The sequence below is a fragment of the Priestia sp. VA7 genome (genome assembly GCF_055710015.1).
The window spans coordinates 286,968-305,602 of sequence record NZ_JBVQPN010000001.1; the positions used below are offsets into that span (position 1 = coordinate 286,968).

At 39.2% G+C, this 18,635-nt stretch carries 18 protein-coding genes; 17 read left to right on the plus strand and 1 reads right to left on the minus strand.

Going from position 1 to position 18,635, the window contains the following annotated elements; genetic code table 11:
- Positions 1-64 precede the first annotated feature (64 nt).
- Together pstC and pstA are read left to right on the plus strand one after the other, a co-directional pair.
- Positions 65-952, plus strand: a complete 888-nt coding sequence (gene pstC / locus AC0C45_RS01495; RefSeq protein ID WP_013059300.1) for a phosphate ABC transporter permease subunit PstC — start codon at positions 65-67, stop codon at positions 950-952.
- On the plus strand, positions 949-1,878 hold the full coding sequence (gene pstA, locus AC0C45_RS01500; RefSeq protein WP_016765623.1) for a phosphate ABC transporter permease PstA: 930 nt from the start codon (positions 949-951) through the stop codon (positions 1,876-1,878). Before pstC ends, pstA begins: the two co-directional genes overlap by 4 nt.
- A gap of 46 nt (positions 1,879-1,924) precedes the next feature.
- Here pstA and AC0C45_RS01505 read toward each other — a convergent pair whose 3' ends face one another.
- Positions 1,925-3,202 carry a replication-associated recombination protein A gene (locus AC0C45_RS01505; protein WP_016765622.1) on the minus strand — a complete coding sequence of 426 codons (1,278 nt, stop codon included), beginning with the start codon at positions 3,200-3,202 and terminating at the stop codon, positions 1,925-1,927.
- Between the two features lie 226 nt (positions 3,203-3,428).
- Here AC0C45_RS01505 and cymR point away from each other — a divergent pair, with 226 nt between their 5' ends.
- The 15 genes from cymR (at position 3,429) to AC0C45_RS01580 (ending at position 18,609) form a co-directional block, all read left to right on the plus strand.
- Positions 3,429-3,845 (plus strand): cysteine metabolism transcriptional regulator CymR, encoded by a 417-nt coding sequence (cymR, locus tag AC0C45_RS01510; RefSeq protein WP_013059297.1) that lies wholly within the window; start codon positions 3,429-3,431, stop codon positions 3,843-3,845.
- A 23-nt stretch (positions 3,846-3,868) separates the two neighbouring features.
- Positions 3,869-5,011: a cysteine desulfurase family protein gene (locus AC0C45_RS01515; protein WP_237892986.1), complete on the plus strand. Its 1,143-nt coding sequence runs from the start codon at positions 3,869-3,871 to the stop codon at positions 5,009-5,011.
- A 106-nt stretch (positions 5,012-5,117) separates the two neighbouring features.
- Positions 5,118-6,230, plus strand: a complete 1,113-nt coding sequence (gene mnmA, locus AC0C45_RS01520) for a tRNA 2-thiouridine(34) synthase MnmA (RefSeq protein ID WP_034648820.1) — start codon at positions 5,118-5,120, stop codon at positions 6,228-6,230.
- A 157-nt stretch (positions 6,231-6,387) separates the two neighbouring features.
- Positions 6,388-7,047, plus strand: coding sequence for a tetratricopeptide repeat protein (locus tag AC0C45_RS01525; RefSeq protein WP_013085089.1), 660 nt, complete (start codon positions 6,388-6,390; stop codon positions 7,045-7,047).
- A gap of 24 nt (positions 7,048-7,071) precedes the next feature.
- Positions 7,072-9,429 carry an SF1B family DNA helicase RecD2 gene (recD2, locus tag AC0C45_RS01530; RefSeq protein WP_034648822.1) on the plus strand — a complete coding sequence of 786 codons (2,358 nt, stop codon included), beginning with the start codon at positions 7,072-7,074 and terminating at the stop codon, positions 9,427-9,429.
- A gap of 141 nt (positions 9,430-9,570) precedes the next feature.
- Complete coding sequence (locus AC0C45_RS01535) at positions 9,571-9,762, plus strand: hypothetical protein (RefSeq protein WP_013059292.1); 192 nt, start codon at positions 9,571-9,573, stop codon at positions 9,760-9,762.
- A gap of 25 nt (positions 9,763-9,787) precedes the next feature.
- Positions 9,788-9,922: a YrzQ family protein gene (locus AC0C45_RS01540; RefSeq protein WP_013059291.1), complete on the plus strand. Its 135-nt coding sequence runs from the start codon at positions 9,788-9,790 to the stop codon at positions 9,920-9,922.
- A 113-nt stretch (positions 9,923-10,035) separates the two neighbouring features.
- Positions 10,036-11,097, plus strand: coding sequence for an AI-2E family transporter (locus AC0C45_RS01545; RefSeq protein WP_013059290.1), 1,062 nt, complete (start codon positions 10,036-10,038; stop codon positions 11,095-11,097).
- 388 nt (positions 11,098-11,485) lie between these two features.
- Positions 11,486-14,119, plus strand: a complete 2,634-nt coding sequence (alaS, locus tag AC0C45_RS01550) for an alanine--tRNA ligase (protein ID WP_257061253.1) — start codon at positions 11,486-11,488, stop codon at positions 14,117-14,119.
- An 84-nt stretch (positions 14,120-14,203) separates the two neighbouring features.
- Positions 14,204-14,473: an IreB family regulatory phosphoprotein gene (locus AC0C45_RS01555; protein WP_013059287.1), complete on the plus strand. Its 270-nt coding sequence runs from the start codon at positions 14,204-14,206 to the stop codon at positions 14,471-14,473.
- Positions 14,474-14,890, plus strand: coding sequence for a Holliday junction resolvase RuvX (ruvX, locus tag AC0C45_RS01560; RefSeq protein WP_013059286.1), 417 nt, complete (start codon positions 14,474-14,476; stop codon positions 14,888-14,890).
- 154 nt (positions 14,891-15,044) lie between these two features.
- Positions 15,045-15,329, plus strand: coding sequence for a DUF1292 domain-containing protein (locus AC0C45_RS01565; RefSeq protein WP_013059285.1), 285 nt, complete (start codon positions 15,045-15,047; stop codon positions 15,327-15,329).
- A 412-nt stretch (positions 15,330-15,741) separates the two neighbouring features.
- Positions 15,742-16,845, plus strand: a complete 1,104-nt coding sequence (gene mltG, locus AC0C45_RS01570) for an endolytic transglycosylase MltG (protein WP_013085087.1) — start codon at positions 15,742-15,744, stop codon at positions 16,843-16,845.
- A gap of 181 nt (positions 16,846-17,026) precedes the next feature.
- On the plus strand, positions 17,027-17,683 hold the full coding sequence (locus AC0C45_RS01575; RefSeq protein WP_013059283.1) for an O-methyltransferase: 657 nt from the start codon (positions 17,027-17,029) through the stop codon (positions 17,681-17,683).
- Positions 17,680-18,609 carry a peptidase U32 family protein gene (locus AC0C45_RS01580; protein ID WP_016765613.1) on the plus strand — a complete coding sequence of 310 codons (930 nt, stop codon included), beginning with the start codon at positions 17,680-17,682 and terminating at the stop codon, positions 18,607-18,609. Before AC0C45_RS01575 ends, AC0C45_RS01580 begins: the two co-directional genes overlap by 4 nt.
- The last annotated feature ends 26 nt before the right edge of the window (positions 18,610-18,635 follow it).

Sequence of the window (18,635 nt, forward strand, 5' to 3'; positions counted from 1 at the left end):
AATAAAGTATATAGCGAATAAAAAGAAAAGCGAATATATACTGAATATGTAAGGAGACAGAGCGATGAAGGGGAAAAAATCCATTAATTATGTAAAAAGCGAATACATTGGCCGTACGCTTTCTACATTTTGCGGTATTCTAATTGTACTTGTTACGTTAGCTATTATCGTATTTATTTGTGAAAAAGGCATACAGTCATTTTTACAAAGTAATATATCAATCGGTGAAATGTTGACTTCAACAAAATGGAGCCCAAACAATAAAGAATACGGGGCACTTGTGTTTATTCTGGGTTCCATGCTTGTATCAATCGGAGCCGTGATTATAAGTGCTCCAATTGGAATTGCTATCGCCATTTTTAACAACTATATTTCGCCTAAATTTGGTTCAACGGTTTTACGACCGGTTTTAGAACTTTTAGTCGGAGTTCCTTCAGTGGTATACGGCCTTTTAGGGGTTACCATTTTAGTACCGCTTCTTCGCGATAACTTCGGCGGAGTGGGCTTTAGTTTGATTGCCGGAATTATTGTCTTAAGCGTCATGATTCTTCCGACAATTGCAAGTATTGCTGACGATGCAATTCGAAGCGTAGCACCTGAATATTTAGAAGCTTCTTATGGACTAGGTTCAACAAGATGGCAGGCAATTAGCCGAGTCATTATTCCATCTGCTAAAACAGGTATTTTAACAGGTATCGTGTTAGGACTTGCCCGCGCATTCGGAGAAGCGCTAGCTGTTCAAATGGTTATCGGAAACACGGTTAAGCTTCCTGAAAGCTTATATAGTCCAACGGCAACATTAACAGGTATTTTAACAATGGATATGTCTAATACGTTAAACGGAACGGCATGGAATAACGCATTGTGGACGTTAGCTATGATTTTACTGCTTATTTCTTTCGTGTTCATTTTAATTATCCGAGCAATTGGGAAACGAGGTGCTCATCAATGAGAAACAAAAATGCACGCACAGTAAATAATATATGGACAGGTATTTTTTATGGCATTGCCGCTCTAGTTGTGTTGCTATTAGTGTATTTAGTTGTTGAAATTATCGCTAAAGGCTGGGGATTTTGGGACCCGAACTTTTTATTTGGAAAGCCAAGCAATACGATGGCGGGAGGCGGTATCGGACCTCAGCTGTTTAACTCGTTCTACATGCTTGTTTTAACGCTGATCATTTCTATTCCTCTTGGTTTAGGAGCCGGAATTTACTTAGCGGAGTACGCGAAGCAAGGTCGTTTCTTAAATTTCGTCCGCTTATGTATTGAAACAATGGCGTCATTACCGTCCATTGTAGTTGGTTTATTTGGATTATTAATTTTTGTCACATTTTCAGGCTGGGGCTATACGCTTATCGGTGGAGCACTTGTGATTACAATTTTAAATTTACCGGGTTTAACGCGCGTATGTGAAAGTGCGATTGCATCTGTTCCTGCGAGTGTAAAAGAAGCGAGTTTAGGGTTGGGTGCGACTAAATGGCAAACAATTGTCAAAGTCGTCATTCCATCAGCGATTCAACAAATTATCACAGGCGTTATTTTAACTGCGGGACGAATCTTTGGAGAGGCAGCTGCGTTGATTTATACGGCTGGCTTAACCACGCCGATGTTAAATTCAAATGCTGACTTAACGAGTCCTGTAAACCCGTTTAATATTTTTCGACCAGCAGAGACGCTTGCCGTTCACATTTGGAAATTAAACTCTGAAGGAATCGTACCTGATGCAAGATTGATTGCAACAAAGTCAGCTGCTATTCTAATCATTATGGTTCTGTTGTTTAACATAATCGCTCGTTTAGTCGCTAAACTTTTAGACAGCTACTTTAAAGGTTCAACAAAAACGAAAAAACGCAAAGAAGTTAAAAGTGCAGCTTAATAGATAAAGACAAAAAAGAAAATGGCTTTGAAACTGAGCAACAGTTTCAGCCATTTTCTTTTTTTAATGTCTCTAAACGATTGAAAACTTTTGAAAAGTATTTTTCTTGTCCATTTTGTTTAGGATGAAAATATTGTTTGTTTTTGATGCGATCCGGTAAATACTGTTGAAGGACCCATCCGTTATCAAAATCATGCGGGTATTGATATTCAACGCCTCGGCCAAGGTTCTCTGCTCCTTTGTAATGAGCATCCTTCAAATGAGGGGGAACGTCGCCGGAAAACCCTTTTTTAATATCGCTTATCGCTTCATCTAATGCTTTGTAAGCAGCGTTGGACTTCGGTGATAGACAAAGCTCAATAACGGCGTTTGCAAGCGGGATACGTGCTTCTGGGAGACCTAATCGCTCAGTTGCTTGAATAGCTGCGAGAGTTCTCATGCCGGCATCCGGATCAGCTAGTCCAATGTCTTCATACGCAATGACTAAAAGGCGACGATTGATGCTGATCAAGTCTCCTGCTTCAATTAGCCGTCCCAAATAATGAAGAGCGGCATTTACGTCGCTGCCGCGAATCGATTTTTGAAAAGCCGATAATACATCATAGTGAGCGTCACCATTTTTATCATGTGAAAAATATTTTTGCTGCAGACATTCTTCTGCTGTTTGTAAGGTAATAACGATTTTACCATCGCTTTCACCTGTTGATAAAACAGCCAGTTCCAGAGCATTCAAAGCCGAGCGCACGTCACCGTTACAGCTGTTGGCAAAGTGGTTCATGGCGTCATCTTCTACGATGATTTTTCTATCCCCAAATCCGTTTGATGGATCGTTGAGCGCCCTTGTTAGCGCCATTTTGATATCATCTGGCGTAAGAGATTTTAATTCGAAGATTTGGCATCTGCTTCGAATAGCAGGATTAATTGCGTGATAAGGATTGCTTGTTGTCGCTCCGATTAGAATGATCATGCCGTTTTCTAAGTAAGGAAGCAAAAAGTCTTGCTTAGCTTTGTCAAGCCGATGAACTTCATCTAACAGCAGAATTACTTTGCCTGACATTTTGGCTTCTTCGGCGACAATTTCCATATCTTTTTTATTGTTTACAACGGCATTTAACTGACGAAACGCCGTGTTGGTTGTTTTTGCAATAGCTGTGGCAATTGTTGTTTTTCCAACGCCTGGAGGTCCATATAAAATCATCGAGCTTAAGTGATTTGCTTTTACCATTCGATAAATCATTTTATCTTTGCCAACTAAATGCTGCTGTCCGATAACGTCATCTAAATGAGTCGGACGCATTCGAAATGCGAGAGGTTTTGTAGCCATGTTTTTCTCCTTTCTTTTCTTTCACTGTATCACAAGCGGTGAATAGGTGGTGGAAATTTATCTTATAGGCATAGTATGTTATAATATCAACAGTTACATTTGCAAGAAATGCATATAGAGAAGTTCATATAGCTTAGTAAAAAACGACTCATCACAGCATTCAGTGACAACGTGAGGGTCTTATTTTTTTCATAAATAAAAAAAGTGTATTGAAGGAGTGTATCGTATGAAAATTTCAACAAAAGGACGCTACGGTTTAACGATTATGATTGAGCTTGCGAAGCGCTTTGGCGAAGGTCCTATCTCGCTTAAAACTATTGCTCAAACGCATGACTTATCTGAACATTATTTAGAGCAGCTTATTTCACCGCTGCGTAACGCTGGGCTTGTAAAAAGCGTGCGCGGAGCTTATGGAGGTTACATCTTAGCCCATGAACCTGCTAACATTACTTCTGGTGATATTATTTCTGTTTTAGAAGGTCCTATTAGTCCTGTAGAAGGAATTGAAGATGAAGAGCCTGCAAAACGCGAGCTGTGGATTCGTATTCGAGATGCGGTTAAAGAAGTGCTAGATAGTACAACGCTTGAAGATTTAGCAAATCATTCTGATGATGATCAAGCGTCTTATATGTTTTATATTTAATAATGAGCTAGGAGGCGTTTATTTTGGAACGTATTTATGTTGATCATGCAGCAACGTCTCCAATACATCCAGCAGTCGTTGAGAAAATGACGACATTTATGCATGAGTACTTTGGAAATCCGTCTAGTATTCATCACTATGGGCGGGAAAGTCGACGCTATTTAGACGAAGCTCGCCAAACGATTGCAGCAAGTATTGGAGCACACGAAAATGAACTGATTTTTACAAGTGGTGGGACAGAAGCAGATAATATGGCACTGATCGGAGTAGCTCTTGCAAACCGCCATAAAGGAAATCATATTATTACCACGCAAATTGAACACCACGCTGTGCTTCATACGTGTGAATATTTAGAAACACAGGGCTTTGAAGTGACTTACTTACCAGTTAATGAGTACGGACAAGTATCTGTAGATGAAATAAAATCAGCCCTAACCGATCAAACAATTCTTGTGTCGGTGATGTTTGGAAATAATGAAGTAGGTGCTATTCAGCCAATTGGGGAAATTGGAGTTCTATTAAAAGAGCATGGAGCATATTTCCACACGGATGCAGTGCAAGCTTATGGATTAATTCCGTTAAATGTGCAACAATTAGGTGTCGATCTTTTATCCGTTTCGGCTCATAAAATTAACGGACCAAAAGGGATGGGCTTTTTATATGCAGCTGCTCACGTTTCACTGTCTCCTTTGCTATTTGGAGGAGAACAAGAGCGCAAACGACGAGCTGGAACTGAGAACATGACAAGTATTGTCGGGTTTGAAGAGGCTGTGAAAATTTCGCAACAAACGCTGCAAACACGTGCAGATGAATATAGAAGATACAAAGAAATAATGGTAGCTGTGTTGAAAGAAGAAGGTATTTCCTTTGAAATTAACGGACATCTTGAAAATTCTCTGCCACATGTGTTAAATTTATCATTTCCAAAAACAAATGTTGAATCGATGCTCGTGAATTTAGACTTAGCAGGAATTGCGGCATCGAGCGGTTCAGCTTGCACAGCGGGAGCAATCGATCCTTCTCATGTGCTTGTAGCTATGTTTGGAAAAGGGTCTGAACGTTTAACAACTTCTATTCGATTTAGCTTTGGCTTAGGAAACACAGCTGAGCAAATTGAAAAAACCGCACGTCAAACAGCAAACATCGTTAAGCGACTAACGATGTAAATAGCAGCCATCAGTAGGGTCTTCATCCCTCACTGATGGTTTGTGTCGTTTCTTTCGCTTTTTAGCGAACAATTTAATTAAAATGAAGAAAACGGAGGTGGCGAAGTTGACAAAATCACCTAAAGATACACGTGTAGTAGTCGGAATGAGCGGAGGCGTTGATTCATCCGTAGCAGCTCTTTTATTAAAACAACAAGGATACGATGTGATCGGAATCTTTATGAAAAACTGGGACGATACGGATGAAAACGGCGTTTGTACTGCGACTGAAGATTATAACGATGTTATTCGCGTATGTAATCAAATTGGTATTCCCTACTATGCAGTCAACTTTGAAAAACAATATTGGGATAAAGTATTTACCTACTTTTTAGATGAATATAAAGCAGGTCGTACACCGAATCCTGATGTAATGTGTAATAAAGAAATTAAATTCAAAGCCTTTTTAGAGCATGCAATGACGCTAGGAGCAGATTATCTAGCGACAGGACATTATGCACGCGTTGCGTACCGCGACGGGGAGTATAAAATGCTTCGAGGCGTAGATGGAAATAAAGATCAAACGTATTTCTTAAATCAATTAGGACAAGATCAGCTTTCAAAAGTAATGTTCCCGATTGGTGAAATTGAGAAATCAAAAGTGCGTGAAATTGCGAAAGAAGCAGGCCTTGCTACAGCAACGAAAAAAGACAGCACAGGTATTTGCTTTATTGGTGAACGCAACTTCAAAGAATTTTTAAGTCAGTATCTTCCTGCTCAGCCAGGTGTAATGCAAACGCTTGACGGCGAAGTAAAAGGCAAGCACGACGGTCTCATGTACTATACAATTGGCCAACGCCATGGTTTAGGTATTGGAGGCAGCGGTGAACCTTGGTTTGTAGTCGGAAAAGATTTAGAAAAAAATGTTTTGTACGTCGATCAAGGCTTTCACAATGAGCTGCTCTATTCTACATCTCTCACAGCAACCAATGTCAGCTGGGTAAGCGAACGTGACTGGTCGTCACCAATGACGTGCACAGCAAAATTCCGCTATCGTCAAACTGATTCAGCAGTAACCGTTGAAAAAGTCGATGATAATACAATTAAGGTTATTTTTGCTGAACCTGTTCGCGCAATTACGCCAGGTCAAGCAGTTGTGTTTTACAAAGATGATGAATGTCTTGGCGGAGCAACAATTGACAAAGTATTTCAAGAAGAAGAGCAAATCTGGTACGTATAATTCATATAAGCAAGAACGAAAAACCTCGGCCGTATATAGCTGAGGTTTTTCTATGATATACTTTACTTATTGGGTAAACTAATAACTTACATATTCTAGATTTTCATGATGTGAAAATCTCTTAAATCATAACTAAAACAGTGGAGTGAACGAAAAAATGACAGATAAAAATCAGCTAGGAATTCAGTATATGCAGGAAGGGAAATTTGAAGAGGCTGCTAAAACATTTTCAGAAGCAATTGAAGATAATCCAAAAGATCCAATTGTGTATGTGAATTTTGGCAATTTGTTAGCGGCTGTTAGTGAGATGGATCGTGCTTTGAAATTTTATGAACGTGCGATTGAATTAGATGAAGAAACGGCAACAGCGTATTACGGAGCAGGAAATATTTATTTTAATGCAGAGCAGCTTGAGCAGGCAAAGCACTACTTTGATTTAGCAATCAAAAAAGGCTTAGATTCATCCGATGCGTACTTTATGCTTGGTTTAACGCTGTTTCATATGGAAGAAATTCGTTTTGCGATGCCTTATCTTCAGCGGGCGGTAGAACTAAACGAACATGATGTAGAAGCAAAATTTCAGTACGGTCTTTGTTTAGCACAGCTCGAAATGGTAGATGAAGCAATTGCTGAATTCCTTAAGGTAGTCAATCAAGAGCCAGAACATGCCGATGCTTTTTATAATTTAGGCGTAGCGTATGCCATGAAAGATGACAAAGACAAGGCGATTGAGATGTTAGATGAAGCTTTAAACGTGCAGCCAGATCACGTAATGGCAGCAAATGCCAAACAAGTTCTGTCTACATTAGAACATTAAGAAAGCGGGTAAAGGAAGGATAACATGAACGAAGAACAAGTGAACCCTTCACAGCCAGAACGTCATTATATAAGCGGCACGTCGATTGTAACCGTCTTTCATAACGAAGAAAACTTATATAACGTTACGCGGATACGGATCAAAAAAACAAATTTAGAGATTGAAGATAAAGAAACGGTCGTCACAGGTTATTTTCCTAAGCTGAATGAAGATGAAGTATACACGTTTTACGGAGACTTCAAAGAGCATCCAAAGTTTGGTCTGCAGTTTCATGTTGAACAGTTTAAAAAAGAACTTCCGCAATCAAGGCAAGGGGTTGTTCAGTACCTGTCTAGCGATTTATTTCACGGAATCGGTAAAAAAACTGCTGAAAACATTGTGGACGCTCTAGGAGAACGCGCTATTTTTCGTATTTTGCAAAATGAGTCTGTGCTAAAAGAGGTTCCGAGGCTTTCAGCCGACAAGGCAGAAGCTTTAGTCACGCAGCTTCGTGAACATCAAGGGTTAGAAGAAGTAATGGTAAAGCTGACAGACCTTGGGTTTGGACCGCAGCTTTCGATGAAGATTTTCCAAGCGTACAAACAAGAAGCGCTTGAAATTGTTCAAAATAATCCTTATCAGCTCGTAGAAGATATTCAAGGTATTGGCTTTAGCAGGGCCGATGAACTTGGAAAGAGGCTTGGTATGGCAACCAATCATCCTGATCGTTTGCGTGCAGGTATTTTATATGTCATTGAGCAAGAATGCAATCAAATGGGACATGTATACGTCACGGCAGATCAGCTGTATGGAAAAACAGCAGAGCTTCTTCGAAAAAGCAGGCATGAGAATCTGTCTGAAATGGATCTTACAAGAGAAGTGGACGCATTAAAAGCAGACAAAAAGCTTATCATTCAAGACGAAAAAATTTATTTTCCTCCCCTTTTCTATGCTGAAAAAGGGCTGGTTAAAGCTATTCAAAAAATTATGGCTCAAACGCAGTACGAAGAGCAGTTTCCAGAATCAGAATTCTTATTGGCACTGGGTGAACTAGAAGAGCGATTAGACGTGCAATATGCACCTTCTCAGCGCAAGGGCATACAAACCGCTTTAATGTCTCCGATGCTTCTCTTAACAGGTGGACCAGGTACAGGGAAAACAACGGTTATTAAAGGAATAGTCGAACTCTATGCAGAACTTCACGGATGTTCGTTAAATCCAGGGGATTATAAAAAAGATGAAGCTTTTCCTGTTTTACTTGTGGCACCTACTGGACGCGCTGCTAAACGAATGAGCGAAGCGACGGGACTTCCAGCAGTTACCATTCACAGATTATTAAAATGGAACGGACAAGAAGGATTTGATCATAATGAGGAAAATCCAATTGACGGAAAATTACTGATTGTGGATGAAGTATCAATGGTAGATTTGTGGCTTGCTCATCAGCTGTTTAAATCTCTTCCTGCTAATTTACAGGTTATTTTAGTTGGAGACGAAGACCAGCTTCCTTCAGTAGGTCCGGGACAGGTGTTAAAAGATTTACTGAGTTCAGAAGTAGTTCCTACCGTCCGTCTTACAGATGTATACCGGCAAGCGGAAGGATCGTCAATTATTGATTTGGCTCATGAAATAAAAAAAGGAAAGCTTCCGGAAGACTTATCAAGGCAGCAAGGAGATCGTTCTTTTATTCGTTGTCAAGGACAGCACATCACGAACGTCGTGCAACAAGTTTGCGGGAATGCGTTAAAAAAAGGCTATACGGCTAAAGATATTCAAGTTCTAGCTCCTATGTATAAAGGTCCTGCAGGTATTGATAAGCTGAATGAAGTTCTTCAGGAATTATTCAACCCGGCTTCCGAGCAAAGAAGAGAGCTTAAGCACGGAGATATCACGTACCGAGTGGGAGATAAAGTGCTGCAGCTTGTAAATCAGCCGGATAGCAACGTATTTAACGGAGATATGGGAGAAATCGTCTCGGTTTTCTTTGCCAAAGAAAATACGGAAAAACAGGATATGCTGGTTATTTCATATGAAGGAAATGAAGTAACTTACACAAAGCAAGACTTTAATCAAATAACTCATGCATACTGCTGTTCCATTCATAAATCACAGGGAAGTGAATTTCCCATTGTTGTGCTTCCAATTGTTAAAAGCTATTACCGGATGCTGCGACGCAATTTACTTTATACCGCTGTTACGCGAAGCAAACAGTTTTTAATTTTATGCGGCGAAGACGAAGCGTTTCAGCTTGGCGTCAGCCGAAATGAAGACAGCATCCGACAAACGAATTTACAGCCGTTGCTTCGAGAAAGCTTGGATAACGACATAGAAGATCCCGAAATTCCATTTATGAAAGATGCAAATATTGGGATGGAAAACGTTACGCCGTATGATTTCATGTAACCTTTCGTATGCTAACAAAGAGTTAAATAAACTCCTTTGTTGCCATCCTTCTTTGCTAATTGTCAGAAAATAAAGTATGGACATGGAAAGAAGTGGACATAATGCGTTTATATAAGTAGAACGTATAAAGAGGTGTCGACTTTGTTTAAATGTCCAAACTGTAAAAGTATTGACGTTGGCAAAATTGGTGTAAATCAGTATTACTGCTGGAATTGTTTTATTGAAATGACTATTTCAAAAGGACAAATTAATACTCACCAAGTAGAAGAAGATGGAACATTGAGCTCGCTTGATGATTTGTTCTCAGACGACGAGCGCACAATTAATTTCTAATTCTTTTTTACCGGGAGGAAGAGCAATGGGCAGAATCATTCCGTCAGTAGTCGCTTTCGGTCTTGGAGCTTATGCATTTAAAATGGCAGATGATCGAGAGATGTTTACAAAAAGAAATATGAAAAAAATGCGTAAACGTATGATGAAAGCTATTCACTAATAAAAAAGCACTATTGCACTGAGCTGCAATAGTGCTTTTTTGCAGGCAGAAGAGACAACAGCATGTATAAACTCCTTTCTTTATCAAAAAATAGAAGAGAGGAGGAGTTTACGTTGAAAGATAGTTCATTCAAATGGTTCTATAGATTCGGACTGCTGTTATTAGCGCTGCTGTGCATATTAGTCTTTTTTAAAGTCCAGTTTTTATGGCTTCCTGTTATTTACATGTTTTTAAAAGCACTGCTGCCTTTTTTTATTGCAGCATTCATTACATATTTACTTCATCCGCTTATTGAAAAAACGCATGATAAAGGCGTGCCTCGTCCTCTAGCTATTTTACTGATCTACATCATCTTTTTTGGAGGAATTGGGTTTGGAGCCTATAAGTCGTACCCTATTTTTGTGGAACAAGTAAAAGATTTAAACGAACAGCTGCCTCATTTTACGAATACATATAGACATTGGGTAGAATCGATTCATGATCGTACAACTTCACTTCCAAACGGTGTACATGAGAAAATTGAAGGCAGCATTGATGATGTAGAGGCTACGCTCAACGTGTGGCTTACAAAAGTGGCCGAAGGATTAAAGTCATTGATTACTTCTTTTTTGATTTTAATCATTATTCCATTTATTGTTTTTTATATGCTGAAGGATTTTTCCTCTATTAAGAAAGCAACAGCTTATGTCACGCCTAAAAAGTGGCACAAACCAGGCGAACGTTTTTTATCGGATGTGAATGAATCGCTCGGCAATTACATTAGAGGGCAATTTTTTGTTTGTCTGATTATTGGTGTGATTGCCACAGCAGCACTGTGGTTCTTTCATGTACCTTATGCACTTCTTTTAGGCTTCATTATTGGCGTAACGAATATCATTCCTTATTTTGGCCCGATTATTGGTGCGGTTCCAGCGGCTATTATTGCAGCCACAATCTCGATAAAGTTGGTTATTACCATTGTCATTATAATCTTTGTGCTGCAATTTCTAGAGGGAAATGTGCTGTCTCCGCTTATCGTAGGAAAGAGTCTTCATATTCATCCTTTGTTTATCATGCTTGCGCTCCTTTTAGGAGGAGAATTTGGAGGAGTATTGGGTCTCATTTTGGCTGTGCCAATTTTAGCAGTCATTAAAATATCTATTTTGCATATCCGCTCTTATACGCTCAAACATTGACAAAGAGCGGTTAATTTGTCATAATATCGCCATAAGAAAACGCTACATATTTTAAACACAATGATGGATCGAGTACGTTGCACACTGGTTTTTAGAGAAGGGCTTCCTTGGCTGAAAGAAGCGCTAAACAAAGAGCAGCTGAACGCTAGTCCAGAGTGCAGGCTAAAACCTGCCGTGTCAGCAACGTTAACGCTATGAAGGTGATAAGTGCTTTAGGCATTTATAATCAGGGTGGTACCGCGAGTTCAACTCTCGTCCCTGCTACAGGGATGAGAGTTTTTTTGTGTGCAAATAACTAGCAATTGGTTTTGTACACAGAGAAAATAGATGCTTTTATGTCATCATTTTTTTGTCTATAAATAAGAAGAGTATTAAAGGAGGACCAATCATGAAAAAACTGACGTCAGCACAAGTTCGTCAAATGTATTTAGATTTCTTTAAAGAAAAAGGCCATGATGTAGAACCAAGCGCATCTTTAGTCCCGCATGAAGATCCATCTTTATTATGGATTAACAGTGGAGTAGCTACATTAAAAAAATATTTTGATGGTCGTGTTATTCCTCAAAATCCACGTATTTGTAACGCACAAAAATCCATTCGTACAAACGATATCGAAAACGTAGGTAAAACGGCTCGCCATCATACGTTTTTTGAAATGCTTGGTAATTTCTCTATCGGTGATTATTTCAAAGAAGAAGCCATCCAATGGGCATGGGAATTCTTAACGAGCGATAAATGGATTGGATTCGACGCAGATAAGCTATCTGTAACAGTTCACCCTGAAGATGAAGAAGCATTTAAGATTTGGAATGAAAAAATGGGCGTGCCTAAAGAGCGCATCATTCGTTTGGAAGGTAATTTCTGGGATATCGGAGAAGGTCCGAGTGGTCCAAATACAGAGATCTTTTATGATCGCGGAGAAGCATATGGAAATGACCTAACTGATCCGGAATTATATCCAGGTGGAGAAAATGAGCGCTATTTAGAAATTTGGAACCTTGTATTTTCTCAATTTAATCACAATCCTGATGGCACGTACACGCCGCTTCCAAAGAAAAACATCGATACGGGAATGGGCTTAGAGCGTATGGTTTCTGTTATTCAAGACGTGCAAACAAACTTTGATACAGATTTGTTTATGCCGATTATTGAAGCAACAGAAAACATTTCAGGCGCTAAATATCGTACAAATGATGAGCAAGATACGGCATTTAAAGTCATTGCTGACCATATTCGTACGGTAACATTTGCTGTAGGTGATGGCGCGCTTCCTTCAAATGAAGGCCGTGGGTATGTGCTGCGCCGTTTGTTACGCCGAGCAGTTCGCTATGCTAAAAAGTTAAACATTAATCGTCCGTTCATGTACGAGCTAGTGCCGGTAGTAGGTGAAATCATGGTTGATTTCTATCCGGAAGTAAAGGAAAAAACGGATTTTATCCAGCGCGTAGTAAAAAATGAAGAAGAGCGTTTTCACGAAACGTTAAATGACGGACTAGCTATTTTGGCAACCGTTATTAAAAAAGAAAAAGCGCAAAACAGTGATACGGTACAAGGGGAAGATGTTTTCCGTTTATATGATACGTATGGATTCCCTGTTGAATTAACGGAAGAATATGCAGAAGATGAGAACATGAAAATTGATCATGCAGGTTTTGAACGTGAAATGGAAGCACAGCGTGAGCGTGCGCGTGCTGCTCGTCAAGATTCTAGTTCTATGCAAGTTCAAGGCGGCGTACTTGGTGAAGTAACCGTTGCAAGTGAGTTTGTTGGCTATGATAAAAATAAAGTAGAAACAGTTGTTGAAGCAATTATTGTAGACGGTGAGCTTGTTGACCGCGCTGAAGCTGGAACAGAAGCGCAAGTCATCTTAAGCCACACGCCATTCTATGCAGAAAGCGGCGGTCAAATTGCGGACCAAGGTACGATCCAAAGTGCTGCAGGAACAGCGGAAGTAAAAGACGTTCAAAAAGCGCCAAACGGCCAAAATGTCCAAACGGTAGCTGTAACAAACGGTGAGCTTGTAAAAGGTGAAACATATACGGCGACGCTTGATGAAGAAAACCGCAGTGCGATTGTGAAAAACCATACGGCAACGCATTTATTGCATCAAGCATTAAAAGATACGTTAGGAACGCATGTTAATCAAGCGGGTTCTTTAGTAACAGCGGATCGCTTGCGCTTTGACTTCTCTCACTTTGGTCAAGTGACACAAGAAGAGCTCGAGAAAATTGAACAAATCGTTAATGAAAAGATTTGGGACAGTATCTCTGTACAAATTGAAAACAAAGCAATTGACGAAGCAAAAGCGATGGGTGCAATGGCGCTATTCGGTGAGAAATACGGAGATATCGTGCGCGTAGTACAAGTAGGCGACTACAGCTTAGAATTATGTGGTGGATGTCACGTGCCAAATACGTCTGTTATCGGTTTATTTAAAATTGTATCAGAATCGGGAATCGGTGCAGGTACTCGACGCATTGAAGCTGTAACTGGAAAAGCTGCCTATCAGTTAATGAACGATCAAGTAGGCTTACTAAAAGAAGCTGCGGCAAAAGTAAAATCCAACCCGCGTGATTTAGTAGGGCGCGTTGAAGGATTACTAGAAGAAATTCGTAATCTTCAGCGTGAAAATGATTCACTATCTACAAAGCTTGGCAATATTGAAGCTGGCAATCTCGTTGACCGTGTGCAAAACATTAATGGTGTGAATGTACTAGCAGCGAAAGTGAATGCAACGGATATGAATAACCTTCGTGCAATGGTTGACGATTTAAAACAAAAATTAGAATCCGCTGTAATCGTATTAGCTTCTCCACAAGGTGAAAAGGTAAATATTATTGCAGGTGTAACAAAAGATTTAATTGCTAAAGGCCATCATGCTGGCAAACTTGTTAAAGAAGTAGCGACGATTTGCGGCGGAGGCGGAGGCGGACGCCCTGACATGGCGCAAGCTGGAGGAAAAGACGCTAGCCAAATTGAAAAAGCACTTGGCACTGTAGAAGAATGGGTTAAATCCGTTTAATTCTCTTCTTTCTTGGTGTACAATATAAATAAGACTTAGCATAGTGCACAATGTGTTCACAAATTAAGAGAGTGAGGTGGGACCGTGAGTTCATTTGATAAAACCATGCAATTTAATTTTCAAGATGAGCCAGCTGAAACAAACGTACATGAAGTATTGTTTACGGTTTATGACGCACTGCAAGAAAAAGGCTACAACCCGATCAACCAAATCGTTGGGTATTTGTTATCAGGAGACCCTGCTTACATTCCTCGTCATAACGATGCGAGAAACACAATTCGCCAGTTAGAGCGAGACGAGCTCATTGAAGAACTTGTTAAATCTTATTTACAACAGCATCGAAAGGATTCATAAATGCGCGTATTAGGATTAGATGTAGGAACCAAAACAATTGGTGTGGCAGTTAGTGATGAAATGGGATGGACAGCGCAAGGAATTGAAACAATTAAAATTGCAGATGAGCAGATGGAGCAATCATATCCTCGTTTACAGCAGCTAATTGACGAATATTCCGTAGAGAAAATCGTAGTGGGTCTTCCTAAAAATATGAATGGTACGATTGGCCCTCGAGGCGAAGCGTGCATTGAGTTTGCTGACAACGTCAAAGAAAAACTTAACATTGAAACGATGATGTGGGACGAGCGCTTGTCGACGATGGCAGCAGAGCGAGTACTGCTGTCTGCCGATGTAAGCCGCAAGAAGCGCAAAAAAGTAATCGATAAAATGGCAGCTGTTATGATTCTTCAAGGATACTTAGACAGCAAGCAGTAAGAAAAGCAGCAGGCTTTGCCTCAGCTGAAAAGTTATGAATTTCCCTTTTGCATATTCTTTTGTACGTAAAAGGGAAGTGAAATAACTGAACGGCTTGCTTTTCACTGAAGAAAAAGTTAAGCTAAGAGCTTACAATATAAAATGAGGTGCAAACATGAGCGTAGAAGAAAATAAAATTACAATCGTCGATGAGAATGGAAATGAGCAGCTATGCGAAATTTTATTCACATTTGATTCTGATCAATATAACAAATCATATGTAATTTACTATCCAATCGGAGCAGACCAAGATGATGAAGAGGAAATTGAAATTCATGCATCTGCTTTCACACCAAGTGAAGATGGTCAAGACGGTGAGCTACAACCGATTGAAACAGAAGAAGAGTGGGACATGGTTGAGGAAATGGTTAATACATTCCTTGACGAAGAAGGCGAATAATTATAGTAAAAAAGCTGATGACAATCGTTATCAGCTTTTTTTTACATAGCGGCTGTGCTTTTTAGATATAAAAAGGTTTTTCCTTGCATTCTTAGGGCAGATTGTATGATAATGACGAAAAATAAGATAAATTGTAGTATAATAATTCCTGCGTGTGAGAGTGCATTTTAATAAAAGAATTCATTGTTTGAACGGATGAAACTAGACTTTGGGTAGACAATAACATAAATCATGGAAAAATTTTAGAAGAGGCGAGAGTTTAAGGAAGCGATACCATCTCACACCTATAGGCGATACGAATGAATCGCAATCTCATGTCTCCTCTCTGTTCATACTTATAAAAAATCAAGAAGAAAAGAGGTGAAACTGGTTGTATCTTCTTTTACAGAAGTAGATTTAACCAGGAAGCTGCTTGTCGCAACAAACATTTTTACCACCTAATCGTTCAAGAAAAAAACGAGTTATTTTTATTACAATTATCGTACTTCTTTTACTAGTTGGCGGTGCATTTTTCTATGCTCAATCCCGCTTAACGCCCGTGGATCGAAACAGCAATAAAAAAGTAAATGTGACCATTCCACAAGGTTCTTCCGTCCAATCGATTGGTACGGTATTGCAAAAAGAAGATTTAATTAAAAGCAAAAGTGCATTTCGCTATTACGTAAAATTAACCCATGTGTCTGGATTTCAAGCTGGAACGTATTTATTTTCTCCTTCCATGAGCTTAGGGGAAATGGTTGAAAAAATGGAAAAAGGCGAGGTTTCAAAACAACCTGATATTCGTGTCACCATTCCAGAAGGACGTCAGCTTGTCGAAATTGCTGATATCATTGCTAAAAATACAAAGTTTACAAAAGACGAAGTCATGAAAAAGCTAGACGATAAGGCATTCGTCAATAAAATGAAAGAAAAATATCCAGATTTAGTAACGGATGAAGTGATGCAAAAAGATATTAAACATCCGCTAGAAGGTTATTTATATCCCGTTACGTATGATTTTTATGATAAAAATGTGTCGTTAGATGAAATATTGGATAAAATGGTAGGGAAAACAAATAATGTATTAGGTCAGTACAGTGGGCAAATGGAGAAGAAAAAATTCAGTGCACATAAATTGTTAACCATGTCTTCTCTGATTGAAGAGGAAGCAACTGCAAAAGTCGACCGAGAAAAAATTGCCAGCGTCTTTTATAATCGCCTTGAAAAAAATATGCCGCTTCAAACGGATCCAACCGTCTTATATGCCTTAGGAGAGCATAAAGACCGCGTGTTCTATAAGCATTTAGAAGTGGACTCTCCTTACAATACGTATAAAGTAAAAGGGTTGCCTCCAGGACCAATTGCCAGCTCTGGTTTGATGTCAATCAAAGCTGCGTTACATCCAGCCAATACAGATTATTTATACTTCTTGGCCACACCTGAAGGGAAAGTTATTTTTACCAAAACGTTAGAAGAACATAACAAAGAAAAAGCCAAGCATATTACAGGTAAAGAAAAGCAAAATACCGAAAAATAAGTGGGAATTTAAAATTGGGGAATCGCGATACTTCGCATTCCCCATCTTTTATGTTAAAATATATCGGGTTTACGTAAAAACGAAAAAAACTTATAATAGACTAGTTGTCTTACTATTTTGCAGTAATGAAACGTTATGAAAACATAATGTAAAATGTACTTCTGAGAACGGAGGAAGTGTTTTGCTTTTACAAAACGTAGAGCAGTATGTGGAAAAGCTTATTCCTAAGCGCCAGGAGCTTATTGAAGAAATGGAAGCTTATGCAAAAGAACATCACGTTCCGATTATGGAATTGATTGGTGTTGAAACGCTATTGCAAATTCTTCGTCTTCATCAGCCAAAACATATATTAGAAATTGGAACAGCGATTGCATATTCGTCTATTCGAATGACCCATGCGCTTCCAGAGGCACGAGTGGTTACGGTAGAACGAAATGAAGAGCGTTACCAAAAAGCGCAAGAATTTATTGAACGGGCGGGAAAACAAGATAAAATTGTGTCGTTGTTTGGAGATGCACTAGAGCTTAGAGATGAGATTGAACGTCATGGTCCTTATGATGCAGTTTTTATTGATGCAGCTAAAGGTCAATATCAGCGTTTTTTTGAACATTATGAGCCGATGCTGTCTTCTAAAGGAATGATTATTTCGGATAACGTACTATTTAAAGGTCACGTAGCGACCGATTTGGCCGAAGTAGAAACACGTCGACGCCGCAGCTTAATTAAAAAAATTCAGGCATACAATACGTGGCTGATGAATCATCCCGATTATTATACAACTATTCTCCCTATTGGAGACGGAATCGCGATTAGTATTAAAAGAGGTGACCAAGAATGAAAAAACCAGAACTATTAGTGACACCCACTGCAGTTTCGGAAATTGAATCATTACTACAAGCTGGAGCAACAGCTGTTATGGTTGGTGAACAGCGCTACGGTTTGCGTTTAGCAGGTGAATTCAAACGTGAAGATATCGTAGAAGCTGTAAATATTGCTCATCAGCATAATGCAAAAGTCTACGTAGCGATGAACGGATTATTTCACAATGATAAAATCGCCGAACTAAATGAATATATTTTATTCTTAAAAGAAGCAAGCGTGGATGCGATTGTATTTGGAGATCCTGCTGTATTGATGGCAGTGCGTGAAACAGCTCCAGAAATGAAGATGCACTGGAGTACTGAAACAACGGGCACAAACTGGTATTCATGTAACTACTGGGGGCGTAAAGGAGCTAAACGCGCAGTTCTTGCTCGTGAGCTAAGCATGGATAGCATCATTGATATCAAAGAAAAAGCCGAAGTAGAAATTGAAGTTCAGGTGCATGGCATGACGTGTATGTTCCAATCAAAACGTTCACTTCTTGGCAACTACTTTGAGTATCAAGGAAAAGTCATGGAAATTGAAAATCGTAAAGTAGAAAAAGATATGTTTTTACTTGATAATGAGCGAAACAATAAATATCCAATTTTCGAAGATGAAAATGGAACGCACATTATGAGTCCAAATGATATGTGCATTATCGATGAGCTTTCCGAAATGATTGATGCTGAAGTAGATGTATTCAAAATTGACGGCGTATTAAAGTCACCGCAATATATTTTAGAAGTAACAAAAAAATATCGTCAAGCGATTGATTTATGTGTAGATGACCGTGAAGAATACGAAAACATTAAAGACGATTTGTTAGAAGAAATTGAAAGCTTACAGCCGATTAACCGTCCGTTAGACACAGGGTTTTTCTTTAAAGAAACGGTATATTAAAAAGCATGCAAAGAAAGATAAACAAA